This is a genomic window from Synechococcus sp. YX-04-1, assembly GCF_030546365.1.
Classification (GTDB): Bacteria; Cyanobacteriota; Cyanobacteriia; order PCC-6307; family Cyanobiaceae; genus Parasynechococcus.
In genome coordinates, this window is the sequence record NZ_JAUONZ010000001.1 from 553,150 (window position 1) to 565,081 (window position 11,932).

Sequence of the window (11,932 nt, forward strand, 5' to 3'; positions counted from 1 at the left end):
TGGGAGTGAAGGAAGAAGTAGAGAAGGTAGAGGAGGAAAGTGTTATTGAAGGCGAGGTAGTTAGTGAAGGGGAGGAGGAGTGGCCGAGTTTAGGATTGGAGTTGGGAGTGAAGGAAGAAGTAGAGAAGGTAGAGGAGGAAAGTGTTATTGAAGGCGAGGTAGTTAGTGAAGGGGAGGAGGAATTGCCCAATATCAATGCGATTCCTGGCTTGAATATTCCTCTGCCAAAAGCATCGCCTGAGAAGAATCAGTCGAAACCTCAATCAAAGCCTGTAATTGATAGTGACTCGTTGTTAGGAGAGTTGAGATTTAAGGATTAGCAAGTTGGCGATTTCTAGTAGATTAACCTCGCATGTTGGTGATCAAGCTAAACATGGGTAGGTAAAGTGCGATTACAATAGTCCCTACGATTCCGGCCACCACAAACACCACGGCAGGCTCCATTGCTTTAGTTAGAGATGTAACCGTTGATTCGACCTCTCGTTTATAAAACATAGCTAACTTTTCTAGCATAAAGCTGAGTTGGCCAGTCTCTTCTCCAATCTTGATCATTGAGATCACTAGTTTAGGGAACATGCCACTACGTCCAAGTGAATAGTTTAACTCTTGCCCCTGTTGAACCATGCTAATTCCCTGGATTAATGTGCGTCGTGTCAACTCATTTGAGCTGGCTGCAATACAACGCTCTAGACCTTCGACTATCGGAATGCCAGCATTCACAAGTGTCGCTAACGTGTCAGACATGCTTGCCATTTCTGAACGCAGAATCAAATCTCCAAAAAGTGGAACTTTAAGGATCAGTTTGTCGATGGCATATCGCCCTTTTGCAGTGCTGTAGTAGCGATTGAACACAATTACGATGAGGATCAACGTGACGGGGGCTCCAATGGCAAACTCAAGGGTTGTGATTGCTTTTGAGACATCAAGGAGAAAAGATGTGAGGGCTGGTAATTCAGCACCCATCCCATCAAACATTGTTTTGAATCGCGGCACGATAAATATCAATAAGCCGAGGCTTACCGTTGTTGCTAGAACTAGCACGATGACGGGATAAATCAGCGCTCCAATGATTTGTCCGCGGATTTTGGCCCGTTCTTCCAGCAAGAGAGCCACTCGATCCAATACCTGTTCGAGGATGCCGCCTGCTTCACCGGCTTCAATGAGGCCGACGGCCAAGGGTTCAAAGACTTTCGGATAGAGCTTAAGGCTTAAGGAGAGTTCTTCACCCGCACTCAATCTCGCAGCAATGTGTTGGACGCAGCCAGCTAAGCGCTGGTTGGTCATGTTGTCTGCAATGAGTAGCAAGCCCTGTGCTAACGGAACGCCACTTTGCAAAATAACGGCCAATTGTCGGAAAAAGACGAGTAAATCTTTCTGTGGGACTTTTAGGTTTTTGGGAGATGGCAGACTGCTGAAGAGATCGGAGAAGAGGCCACCGTCAGCCTGTTTGTTTCCAGAAGGAGTATTAATTCCTCGGTTAGGCTTTTGTGTGGATTGAGGCTGTGCTCCATAGGTCGCCATGTTCAATCTGCCTCAGAAAGCAGCGCTTTAGGATTGGAAGCCTTGCCCATCGCTTCTTGGCGGCTGATGGTACCGCTGTTGACCAATTCGAGTAGGCATTGTTCAAGGGTGTTCATGCCCTCTTTACTGCCAGTTTGTAATTGAGAATAAATTTGGCTGACTTTGCGTTCTCGGATCAAGTTGGCGATGGCTGGTGTGTTCACCAAAAGCTCATAGGCAAGAGAACGTTTCCCACTAGAGTTTTTACACAGGGTCTGAGACATAATTCCCAGGAGTGATGTTGAAACTTGTAGGCGTGCCTGTTCCTGCTGATCGCCGGGAAAAACGTCCACAATTCTCTCTACTGTTTTGGCTGCTGATGATGTATGCAGTGTTCCTAAGACAAGATGACCTGTCTCTGCGGCCGTGATGGCGAGTTGGATGGTTTCTAAGTCGCGCATTTCTCCGATGTAAATCACATCGGGATCTTCCCGCAGGGCAGCTCTTAGTGCTGAGGAAAAGGATTGGGTGTCGCGTTTGACTTCGCGTTGATGAATTATAGAAGTATTGGAATGTTCGAATTCGAATTCGATTGGGTCTTCAATGGTAAGAATATGACGTTTTTGGGTTTCTAGAATGCAATTAATAAAAGCCGCGAGAGTGGTTGATTTGCCTGAACCGGTTGGACCCGTGCACAACACGAGGCCCCGATGCTTCTGGGTGAGATCAATGAAGGGTTGAGGTAGACCCAGGTCTTGCCAACGTGGCAGGTTGTCAGGAAGGATTCGAAGGGTGAGGCATCGCCGTTCGTTGGCGACATAGGCGTTGATTCGAATGCGTGAAAGTCCATCAAGGCCGATTGATGTGTCCAGATCACCAGTGTTATGAAATTGCTCTAGCTTCTCTTCCCCAACAATTTCAAGGAGCAGTTTGGTCATGTCTTCTTTTTTTAAGACATTTTCTAAAATGCGAATGTCAGAGTTGACTCGAATGGCAATGGGTGAGCCTTCCTCTAGGTGAATGTCCGAAGAGCCTGCCTTGATGGCAAAATCTACTATCTGGCGAGCCAGGCTCATGGTGGTCACCTAAGCAAGTATCTAGTTTTCAGTATTACAGATTTTTTTCAATTCGGAAATGGTTGTCAGCTGTTCCCGAATGAGTTCAACCCCATAACGTTTGAGTGTGAGCATGCCGGACTGCACGGCTTCTTGCTCAATTTCATGGGTTGATTTTTTTTGTTTGATCGATTCACGAATGCTGCTATTGATGGTCATGAGCTCATAGGTGCCGACACGACCCTTGTAGCCACCACCTCCACACTTCGCACAGAGCGTGCCTTCTTGCTTTCGTTGTTGTTTTTCTTCAGCACTCAGGTTCGTGGCAAATCGAATTGGTGTTCCCGGTTGTAAACCAGTGAAATAGCTTTCTGCGTCATTAATTGGTCGTTCAACGCTGCATTCAGGGCAGACACGTCGAAGGAGTCGTTGTGCCAAAACACCGCGCAATGATGCATTGAGTTTGTAGCTTGGCACTTCCATATCCATCAGACGGGTTAACGAACTGGCCGCGCTGTTTGCATGAAGGGTCGTGAAGACAAGGTGACCGGTTTCAGCAGCATCCATGGACGATTCGGCTGTCTCTGGGTCACGGGTCTCACCAATAAGGATGACATCGGGGTCCTGCCGGAGAAAGGTCCGTAGAAGTTGGGCGAAGGTCTGGCCTTTGGCACGAATCACAGGAAACTGTTGGATGTTCCCTCCAAGGTCGTATTCGATTGGATCTTCAGCAGTCACGATGTTGAGTTCACCACTATCCTTTTCGCGTAGTGCTGATGCCAAGGTCGTGGATTTGCCTGAGCCGGTTGGTCCAGAGACAATGATGATCCCGTTCGCTTCGTTGAGGATGGAGCGGAAGTCTTGTCGGACTTTTTCGTTGCTAATTAGTGTATCGAGACTCAACATGTCTGCATTGCTGTTTAGGAATCGCATCACCATTTTTTCGCCATGTTTTCCGGGTGCTGTTGCACAGCGAAATTCCATATTCTGACCTTCGAAGCGCCGTCGGATTTTGCCGTCTTGAGATGCACGACGTTCGGCAATATCCATTTTTGCCATGTTTTTGTAGCAGGCGGTGAGCTTGATTCCAGCAGAGCGTGGCATCGTCACATAGTTCTGCATCACTCCATCACGTCGAACGCGAACTTTGTAATTCTCTTGCCTGGGTTCCACGTGAATGTCCGAGACACCTGTTCTGCAGGCACTAATGAGGATTTTGGCTGCCGCTTGTTGAATTTTTGTCCCCATCATTTCCATTGATAGATCAAGAGCTTCTTCTTCGATGATTTGTTCGTCACCGTCGTCAAAGTCGAAGTTGAAACCTCCACTTGATTCTCCCTCATCCGCGTTCTGAAGAGCATCGAGGATTGATTCATCGGTGAATTCGAATCCTTCTAGTTCATCGTTGCTGACTAAACGTTGTTGAGATGCGTCGTCGAGGATTCGCTGTATTTCCTCTGGTGCCTTCTCAACAAAGACGCAATCCATGCCTTTGTTTGCAGCTCTTCTTTTTATGAAGTCGCCAATGGTTCCTAGGTAGCTAATATTGCCAATGGCGATAGTTAGTTTTTGTTTGTCGTTCTGATTCTTGTTCTCGCAAGCCAATGGCACTACAATATTTTCCCTGCACCATTGAAGTGCGAAGATGTCATCGATAAGTTTTCTTATTTCTAGTATGCTTGCTTGCATTTTGTTATCCATTTAGGCACTTGAAGTATTCGACGCAGATGGGCTCACTTTCAAATTTCTTCTTGCTGCAGTTGATATCTGGCACTTCGCAAGATTTCTTCTCGCAGCTTTTGTCTGCGTTGAAATCGGTTTCGCCGTCTGCGCCTTTGTAAATCTTGCCGGACTCTTTGCAGTACCAGTACTTCACGCCGCAGTCGTCAGGAATAATTGGCTCCATCCCCTCTGGTGTGGGAGATGTGTGTGGGCCAGGGGTGGTTTTTTTCTTTGCGTCTTCTCTGAGGAGATTGCTGCATTGCGATTCTTTATTCTTCGCAAGACGGTCGTCGAATTCCTGCTTGGCATCTTCTCTGCTTGCATCTGGCAATATTTCTTCCCCGCCGATGATATAGATGGGTGATGTTTCGCAATAATCGACTGGGTCGCTGTGGATGGTGGTGAGTAGCTTCCGTTTCTCCCTATCACACATGAGCGGTGTCCACGCAGCTGCAGAACCCACATCCACACCTTCGTAGAACCAGACGGGTTTTTCGCAATTGGGGAGCTGGTCCCCTGAGATTGTTTCTGTTGTCCATGGGGGCTGTTCGGAGGCTTTGTTGTCTTTCTCCGCTTGACACGCTGCAGTGGTTTTTGCCCTTTGGCATTCGCGAAAATCGGCTTCTTCGTATCCACAGAATTCGCCATCGATATACCAAACTTTTTTCGTGCACCCGCTTGGAGTACAAGTTTCTGGAGTTTCAGATATAGGTGGTTTGTCTGTGCAGCTTTTTGTTTTCTCTGGATCCCACATATTTGTTCTTCCAGTGGTGAAGTTGTCGAGATTTTCCTGGCATTTTGCTTTGGCCTTGGTAATGTCCTCATTGAGTTTTAGCCATTCAATTAATGTTGCTTCGTCAGTGGTGTTGGCTCCTGCCCAGCTCTCTGCGGCGAACTCTGTTTCTGACCCTGAGTTAACCGCAATTTTGGTTAATGTGCCGGAGTCGTTTATGCTGAATCCCAGGTCAGGTAGTCGTTCGTCTCGATCAGGCAATTGCGCCGCTGTAATCAAAACATTTTCACAGTTGGGGAGATATTTTTGCTCTTCTTCTGTGGTGCCTGTTATTCGGGTATTGTTATCTTTAAAAATGTAGCCTGTGTTTTTCAGCCTGCTGAATGAAATTATATTGCCATCGACTGGCTCTAATAACCTGCTCGAATTTCTTCTTAGGCCTTGGAGGCAATCAGCGGCCGTGCTATTCAGCAATGATTTAGCCTCGTCTACTTTTGCGTAGTCGAGGTATTTTAGAAAATTAGGAATGGCCAGGCTCGACAAGATGCCAAGCCCAGCCATAACAACAATCAGTTCAAGAAGGGTGAAACCCTTAGCCTTTGAAGATATATTTTTGTGCGTACCAGGTTTGACACCCATTGTGCCTTGTCCTTATTTCCAGTTTTCGATTGCTGTATTGTTAGCTGTGGAATCGCAGCCAATGTTGTAGGTTTTTTCTCCAACTGTTACGGCTCCAGTTAGGCACCATTTCGTGCCTGATCCTGTGATTTTATAAGTTGGGAACTGATCCGTAGTCGTAGGAATAGCGTAAATTTCACGCGCTGCTCCATTGGCTTCAAAGCATGCTGATGCAGGCTGGGCAGTCGTGAATGTATTCGCGGTGCCGTTGACTACTTTTGTGTTGTTAGCTGAAATAGTTGCCTGAGTTACTCCAGTCGCTTCTATGGCAGCTGTTGCAGCTGCCAAGCCTGTTGCGTCATTCGGATAAGTAGTGGAGTCAAGGGGCAATGTCGCAACCAGCCAGTTAGTAACTGGTGCCTCTGTAAAAGTGGACGATTGATTTTTCTGCCCTCTCGCTGAAGCAATTGAACATTCTTTGAATGCTGTGATTGCAGCTTGCTGAGCAGCCCGTGCAGATGCGTCATCACTGACTCCCAGGAAGTTGGGGAGCGCAATTGCGGTCAACACGGCGAGCACGGCGATCACCACCACCAGCTCGATCAAGGAGAAACCCTTCTCTCCAGGCTTGCGGCTCAGTGCGCGGCGGGTGCGGGGGTTTTGCAGGTAGGCCTGAAGAAGGCTCATCGAGGATTCAAAACTCTATCTTCATGATCTTGGCTCTGAAAACGGTTGTCAACACGGGCCAGTGTGCACACTTGCAGAGGTTGCATATATGGAGTGCTGCCCGTCCACGGTGGTGAAGTCCAGCAAGTAGCGCAGCGCGCTGGGTTGAGGCCTCAGGCCTTTCTGGATGCCAGTGCCTCTCTGGTGCCTTGGTCGCCCCGTTGGCAGCATCTTGGACGAAGCGCTTGGCGTGACTACCCCGACCGCACTCAGGCGTTGCTTCGTAAGCGCGTGGCAGCCCTGCATTGCATCGATCCACATTCTGTTTTGCCGGGCAACGGCGCTGCCGAACTGTTCACTTGGGCTGCCCGTGATGCCTCAGAACAAGGTTTGAGTGTGCTGCCAGTACCGGGTTTTGCTGATTACGGGCGTGCCCTGCGCTGCTGGTCAGGCACCTGTACCCAGCAGCGGCTACCGCTCGATTGGGCTGATTCCTTTCCGCAACTGTTCCCCGAGCCAGGGCCTGGGGCTGTGTTGTGGATCTGTAATCCCCACAACCCTACTGGTCAGCTCTGGAGCCGTGATGCGTTGGAGCCGCTATTGGAGCGCTATGCACTGGTGATCTGCGATGAAGCGTTTCTCCCCTTGGTGCCCAATGGCGAACAGCAGTCGTTGCTTCCTCTGGTTGCAGAGCATTCGAATCTGGTGGTGATCCGCAGCCTTACCAAGCTCTATGGCATTGCCGGACTGCGTTTGGGCTACGCCGTTGCCCAGCCCCAGCGTCTGCAACGTTGGGCGCTGTGGCGAGATCCCTGGCCTGTGAATGGCATCGCCTTGGCGGTTGGCGAACGACTGTTGGCATCTCCGCGCCGTTACCGCTCTTGGTGTGAGCGCGTGCAGCGTTGGACGGCCATAGAAGGTGCCTGGGTTCAGAGGCAATTGGCCGCGTTGCCAGGCATCACCCCCATGCCATCAGCGGTGAATTACCTGCTGATTCGCGCGAACAGCTCTTTGGTGCCATTGCGGGAAGCCTTGGAGCAGAGGCATCGCATTCTTCTGCGGGATTGCCGCAGTTTTGAGGGGCTCGGCGAGAGCTGGCTGCGGATCGGGTTGCAATCACGGCGCAACAACCGCCGCATCGTGCGGGCGTTGCGTGAGGAGTTGCAGCGCAGCCCTCTGGCTTGACTCAGGCCACCAGCGTCTGAAGCAAGGCAGCCAGTTGCTGCTCGGCATCCCGTTCTGCCAGGGCTTGCATGCCTTCATGCATCTGGGCGAGGGAATCGGTGGCAGCCGTGGTCTGTCCCAGCCGTGCTGCTAGGAGCCGTTCAACGGTGTTCAGCAACACGGGTTGGTCCGGGTCGTGTTGATGCACGATCACCGCCGCACCAAAGGATGCGGCGCAGGCGGCATTGGCCTCCTGATGTTGGTCTGCGGCCTGAGGGAACGGCACCAGTACGGCTGGGGTCCCGCAGACCGCCAGTTCACTCAGGCTCCCCGCCCCTGCGCGGCTGATGGCCAGGTCGGCATGTTGCAGCAGCCCGGGAATCTCATCACTGAAGCGGCGTTCCGCCAAGTTTGGGTGTTGCAGTTGCCCGATGTCGGGATCGTTGTCGCCGGTGAGGTGCACCACCCGGCAGCCCTGTTCCAACAGGGCAGGCACCGCGGCACGCACCATGCGGTTCAGGCCAACGGCACCTTGACTGCCGCCCATCACCACCACCAGCGGCCCCGCACCGGAGGGGACCCAGCTTGGTAGGGGTTGTGGGGCCAGAAAGCTGGAACGCACCGGCGTGCCCGTCAGCACAGGCTGGCTGCCGGGGATGCGCTTGGCGGCAGCGGGGAGGCCAATGGCTACGGCGCTGCAGAAGCGACCCAGCAATCGGGTGACGCGCCCCGGGATCGCATTGGATTCATGCAGCACCACGGGAATGCCGCACCAGCGCGCCGCCAGGATCGCGGGGGCGGCGATGTAGCCGCCGGTGGTGAACACCACATCGATGGCATTCCGGCGGATTACCCGCCGCACGCTGACGCTGGCCAGCAACAGCCGCAGCAGCTGCAACAGCTTGGTGAGCCCACGGCCCTGAAGCCCGCCGGCGTTCACGCACACCAAACCAAAGCGTTCCGGCACCAGCCGTGTTTCGAGCCGATCGGGCACCCCCAGCCAGCGCACGGGCCACTGGTCTTCAACGGCTTCGGCAACAGCCAGAGCGGGGAAGAGATGGCCGCCGGTGCCGCTGGCGGCGATCAGAAGCCGGGTCATCGCGTCGGCCGTCACCGCACACCAGGCCTAACTTAATTGGGTTGTTGCGGTCCGGCCCGTGCGTCGTTTCCTGGGAGTCACGCTCGTCTCGGCCATGGCATTGGTGCTCTCGCCGGCCCATGCCCTTGAGCAGCCTGGTCGCGAGGGCAGTGCAGTCGAGCGCTTCAGCGATCGCTTGCAAACGGCATTGAACAGCGGCAGCTCTTCGGCATTCGACACGTTGGCCAGCGCTGAGCTGCAGCCTGTGTTGGCCCAGCGCCTGGAGCGATTCCGCCAGGATTTCCCCGAGGTCACCTGGCAGGTGCAGCCCGTAGCGCCCACGCCGGATGGCCGCCCGACCCTCAGGCTGAGGGTGCAGGGTGCCGCCGAATCCGAGGGGCTGACCTATTCCCTTGAGGCAAGCGAACAGATCGCGATTCGTCTTGAAGACGGCGAGTTGGTGGACCAGGAACTGCTGGCTCAGCAGTCGTTGCTGCGCAGCGGCGAACGTCCCTTGGCGGTCGACATCGCTATCCCCGATGTGGTGCTCACTGGCAGCCGTTACGACGTCGACTTGATCGTTGAAGAGCCGCTGGGCCAGGCCTTGGTGGCGGGGGGCTTGATCGACCTCACCGATGAGCAGCTGTCGGCCCAGATGCGTCCCAACCTGCCACTGGCGCCCCAGGGTGGTGGTGGCTTGTTCAAGAGCGTTCAGGCACCGCAGCAACCCGGTTCGCAGACCTGGGCCGTGATGCTTGTCCACCCCGATGGAGTGGTGACGGCCACCAAGCGGGTGCGTGTGGTCAGCAGCAATTAATTGTTTCCTGTTTTCTGATGCCAGCGGTGCAGGGCGGACACGTCCTCATCGCCATGGCCGTTATTGATCAGATCCAGTTCCAGCTGTTCCACCAGCGTGGTGACGGGGAGATCCAGCTGGACGGATTTGGCTGCATCCAGGGCAATGCCGAGATCCTTGCGATGCAGGCTGAGCCGAAATCCCAGGGGATAGGTGCCCTCAACCATGGCGGTGCTGCGGTGCTCCAGGGCCCAGGAGCCGGCGGCACCGTTTTTAAGGGCGTTGATCACCTGGTGCATCGGTAGTTCCAGGCGCTGACCCAGGGCCACTGCTTCAGCCACGGCGGCATAGCTGCCGGCCACCAACACCTGGTTCACCGCCTTCACCTGCTGCCCCCGACCCACGCTTCCGAAGTGGTGAATGGATCCTCCAATCACCTCGAGGATGGGCCGCACTCGCTCTAGAGGCTCGCTGGCTCCTCCCGCCAGCACCGTGAGGCTGCCGCGTTTAGCGCCTTCCGTGCCACCGGTGACGGGAGCATCCATGTAGTGGACGTTTTGGCGCGCCAGGCGCTCCGCACAGTGTTGGGCTGTGGCGGGAGCAATGGTGGAGCAATCCAACACCACGTTGCCGGCACTCAGCTGTGATGCGGCGCCATCGGGGCCGAACAGCACGTTCTCAACGGCTGCATCGTCACTGACGCACAGCAGAAGAACATCAACGCCGGTGCTGGCATCGGCTGGGCTGGAACATCGCGCTGCACCCTCGAGTTCCGGGTTTGTTTCGGCTGTGCGGCTGCGGGTGTGCACTCGCAGTGGAAAGCCGGCGCGCTGCAGGTTGATCGCCATGGGCAAACCCAGCGCCCCCAGCCCCACGAAGCCCAGGCTCAGGTCACATCTGGTCATGACTCATGGCAAAGCATTCAGATCCTGATCGACGCATGGCGCCACAGTGAGTGCACTGTGAAGGCCTGATCCATGCGCATCTCCACCGCTTCCCTCGCCTTGGCGGCCGTCTTGGCGGCACCGGTGATCTCGACGGCTTCATCGGCAGCAGCGGGGAGTGATCTGTCCCCGGAGCAGAGCCAAGTGTTGTTTCAGGCCCGCAAGACCTGGGCCAAGGACAACTACCAGCGTCGGCTGGAGCTTCTGCAGAGCCAGCAGCGCTGCATCGATGCCGCAGCATCCGCTGATGCGCTGAAGACGTGCCGTCGGCAGATGAAAAAAGCCCGGAAGTCCCTTAAGCAGGACTACCGGGCATACGTGAACAAAGTGCGGAATCAGCTGGGGCTTCCGGCGCGCACCGGCAACAAGCGCGATGCCAAAGGCCGGAAGCTCCAGGCCTGAACGTCTGATCAGGCGGCGTCGAGGGCTGCTACACCAGGCAGCACCTTGCCTTCCAGCAGCTCGAGGCTGGCGCCACCGCCGGTGGAGATGTGAGACATCTTCTCGGCCAGGCCAGCCTTTTCGACGGCTGCCACGGAGTCACCGCCGCCGATGATCGTGCAGCAGCCCTTACCGCTCAGGTCCGCCAGAGTGGTGGCGATGGCGTTGGTGCCAGCCGCGAATTTGTCGAACTCGAACACGCCCATGGGGCCGTTCCAGATCACGGTCTGACAGTCGGCCAGGGCGTCCTGGAACACCTTGATCGAGTCGGGGCCGATGTCGAGGCCCATCCAGCCGTCGGGGATGGCGTTGATGTCAGCGGTCTGGCTGTTGGCATCGGGGGCGAAGTTGTCAGCCAGCACAACGTCGGTGGGCAGCAGCAGCTGCACGCCCTTGGCCTTGGCCTTGGCTTCCAGCTCCTTGGCCAGTTCCAGCTTGTCCTCTTCCACAAGGCTCTTGCCCACCGAGAGGCCGCGGGCCTTGTAGAAGGTGAAGATCATGCCGCCGCCGATCAGCACCTTGTCGCACTTGTCGATCAGGGTGTCGAGCACGCCGATCTTGGAGCTCACCTTGGAGCCGCCGACGATGGCAGCAAGGGGACGCTTGGGCTCATCCACAGCACCCTGCAGGTACTGCAGCTCCTTCTCCATCAGGAAGCCAGCCACGGAGGGCTTGAGGAACTTGGTCACGCCTTCGGTGGAGGCGTGGGCGCGGTGGGCGGCGCCAAAGGCGTCGTTCACGTACACGTCAGCCAGGCTTGCGAGCTTTTCAGCGAAACCGGCTTCGTTTTTCTCTTCCTCAGCGAAGAAGCGCACGTTCTCCAGCAGCACCACATCGCCGTTGGCCATGGCGCCCACCTTGGCTTCGGCGTCGGGGCCGATGCAGCTGTCGGTCTTGGCCACGGGCTTGCCCAGCAGTTCGCTCAGGCGAGCGGCCACGGGGGTGAGGCGCATGGCGTCATTCACCTGGCCCTTGGGACGGCCGAAGTGAGCGGACAGGATCACCTTGGCGCCCTTGCCGATCAGGTCGTTGATCGTGGGCAGGGCGGCACGGATGCGGGTGTCGTCGGTGATGGCACCGGCGTCGTTCAGGGGCACATTGAAGTCAACCCGCACGAGAACGCGTTTGCCGCTCAGGTCGCCGGCGTTGAGGCTGGCCAGGGAACGCTTCGCCATAGGGTTGTGTCGTGCGGTAAGAAAACGGGGTGAGATTAAC

At 55.1% G+C, this 11,932-nt stretch carries 12 protein-coding genes; 4 read left to right on the forward strand and 8 right to left on the reverse strand.

Annotated features, from left to right (window positions below; translation table 11 throughout):
* Positions 1-320, forward strand: a 320-nt coding sequence (locus tag Q3Y53_RS02795) for a hypothetical protein (RefSeq protein ID WP_303532557.1), incomplete at its 5' end; no start/stop codon positions are given.
* Positions 321-342: 22 nt separating this feature from the next.
* On the opposite strand, the gene Q3Y53_RS02800 is transcribed toward Q3Y53_RS02795, so the two are convergent.
* The 5 genes from Q3Y53_RS02800 to Q3Y53_RS02820 are packed head-to-tail and all read right to left on the reverse strand — an operon-like array spanning position 343 to position 6,315.
* Positions 343-1,521, reverse strand: coding sequence for a type II secretion system F family protein (locus tag Q3Y53_RS02800; protein WP_303532559.1), 1,179 nt, complete (start codon positions 1,519-1,521; stop codon positions 343-345).
* A 2-nt stretch (positions 1,522-1,523) separates the two neighbouring features.
* Complete coding sequence (locus Q3Y53_RS02805) at positions 1,524-2,576, reverse strand: type IV pilus twitching motility protein PilT (protein WP_303532771.1); 1,053 nt, start codon at positions 2,574-2,576, stop codon at positions 1,524-1,526.
* A 21-nt stretch (positions 2,577-2,597) separates the two neighbouring features.
* Positions 2,598-4,256 (reverse strand): GspE/PulE family protein, encoded by a 1,659-nt coding sequence (locus tag Q3Y53_RS02810; protein WP_303532561.1) that lies wholly within the window; start codon positions 4,254-4,256, stop codon positions 2,598-2,600.
* Positions 4,249-5,649: a type IV pilin protein gene (locus Q3Y53_RS02815; protein ID WP_303532563.1), complete on the reverse strand. Its 1,401-nt coding sequence runs from the start codon at positions 5,647-5,649 to the stop codon at positions 4,249-4,251. Before Q3Y53_RS02815 ends, Q3Y53_RS02810 begins: the two co-directional genes overlap by 8 nt.
* Before the next feature lie 12 nt (positions 5,650-5,661).
* The gene (locus tag Q3Y53_RS02820) at positions 5,662-6,315 is read right to left on the reverse strand and encodes a prepilin-type N-terminal cleavage/methylation domain-containing protein (RefSeq protein WP_303532565.1); all 654 of its coding nucleotides are present in this window, start codon (positions 6,313-6,315) and stop codon (positions 5,662-5,664) included.
* Between the two features lie 93 nt (positions 6,316-6,408).
* Between Q3Y53_RS02820 and Q3Y53_RS02825 the strand changes: the two genes are divergently transcribed.
* Entirely contained in the window at positions 6,409-7,479 is a 1,071-nt protein-coding gene (locus Q3Y53_RS02825) for a threonine-phosphate decarboxylase (protein ID WP_303532568.1), read from the forward strand.
* Between the two features lies 1 nt (position 7,480).
* Here the strand turns inward: Q3Y53_RS02825 and murG are convergent, their stop codons facing one another.
* On the reverse strand, positions 7,481-8,557 hold the full coding sequence (gene murG / locus Q3Y53_RS02830; protein ID WP_303532570.1) for an undecaprenyldiphospho-muramoylpentapeptide beta-N-acetylglucosaminyltransferase: 1,077 nt from the start codon (positions 8,555-8,557) through the stop codon (positions 7,481-7,483).
* Between the two features lie 58 nt (positions 8,558-8,615).
* On the opposite strand from murG, the gene Q3Y53_RS02835 reads away from it, so the two are divergent.
* Positions 8,616-9,353, forward strand: coding sequence for a hypothetical protein (locus tag Q3Y53_RS02835; protein WP_303532572.1), 738 nt, complete (start codon positions 8,616-8,618; stop codon positions 9,351-9,353).
* Here the strand turns inward: Q3Y53_RS02835 and Q3Y53_RS02840 are convergent.
* Entirely contained in the window at positions 9,350-10,237 is an 888-nt protein-coding gene (locus Q3Y53_RS02840) for an NAD(P)-dependent oxidoreductase (protein WP_303532574.1), read from the reverse strand. The genes Q3Y53_RS02835 and Q3Y53_RS02840 overlap by 4 nt on opposite strands.
* A gap of 72 nt (positions 10,238-10,309) precedes the next feature.
* Here Q3Y53_RS02840 and Q3Y53_RS02845 point away from each other — a divergent pair, with 72 nt between their 5' ends.
* Entirely contained in the window at positions 10,310-10,678 is a 369-nt protein-coding gene (locus Q3Y53_RS02845) for a hypothetical protein (protein WP_303532575.1), read from the forward strand.
* A gap of 8 nt (positions 10,679-10,686) precedes the next feature.
* Here Q3Y53_RS02845 and pgk read toward each other — a convergent pair whose 3' ends face one another.
* Positions 10,687-11,892 (reverse strand): phosphoglycerate kinase, encoded by a 1,206-nt coding sequence (gene pgk, locus Q3Y53_RS02850; RefSeq protein WP_303532577.1) that lies wholly within the window; start codon positions 11,890-11,892, stop codon positions 10,687-10,689.
* Between the last annotated feature and the right edge of the window lie 40 nt (positions 11,893-11,932).

Excerpts from the sequence above, each read along its gene's own strand:
- Q3Y53_RS02800 (WP_303532559.1), bottom strand. The coding sequence starts at position 1,521 with ATGGCGACCTATGGAGCACAGCCTCAATCCACACAAAAGCCTAACCGA.
- Q3Y53_RS02805 (WP_303532771.1), bottom strand. The coding sequence starts at position 2,576 with ATGAGCCTGGCTCGCCAGATAGTAGATTTTGCCATCAAGGCAGGCTCT.
- Q3Y53_RS02810 (WP_303532561.1), bottom strand. The coding sequence starts at position 4,256 with ATGGATAACAAAATGCAAGCAAGCATACTAGAAATAAGAAAACTTATC.
- Q3Y53_RS02815 (WP_303532563.1), bottom strand. The coding sequence starts at position 5,649 with ATGGGTGTCAAACCTGGTACGCACAAAAATATATCTTCAAAGGCTAAG.
- Q3Y53_RS02820 (WP_303532565.1), bottom strand. The coding sequence starts at position 6,315 with ATGAGCCTTCTTCAGGCCTACCTGCAAAACCCCCGCACCCGCCGCGCA.
- murG (WP_303532570.1), bottom strand. The coding sequence starts at position 8,557 with ATGACCCGGCTTCTGATCGCCGCCAGCGGCACCGGCGGCCATCTCTTC.
- Q3Y53_RS02840 (WP_303532574.1), bottom strand. The coding sequence starts at position 10,237 with ATGACCAGATGTGACCTGAGCCTGGGCTTCGTGGGGCTGGGGGCGCTG.
- Q3Y53_RS02845 (WP_303532575.1), top strand. The coding sequence starts at position 10,310 with ATGCGCATCTCCACCGCTTCCCTCGCCTTGGCGGCCGTCTTGGCGGCA.
- pgk (WP_303532577.1), bottom strand. The coding sequence starts at position 11,892 with ATGGCGAAGCGTTCCCTGGCCAGCCTCAACGCCGGCGACCTGAGCGGC.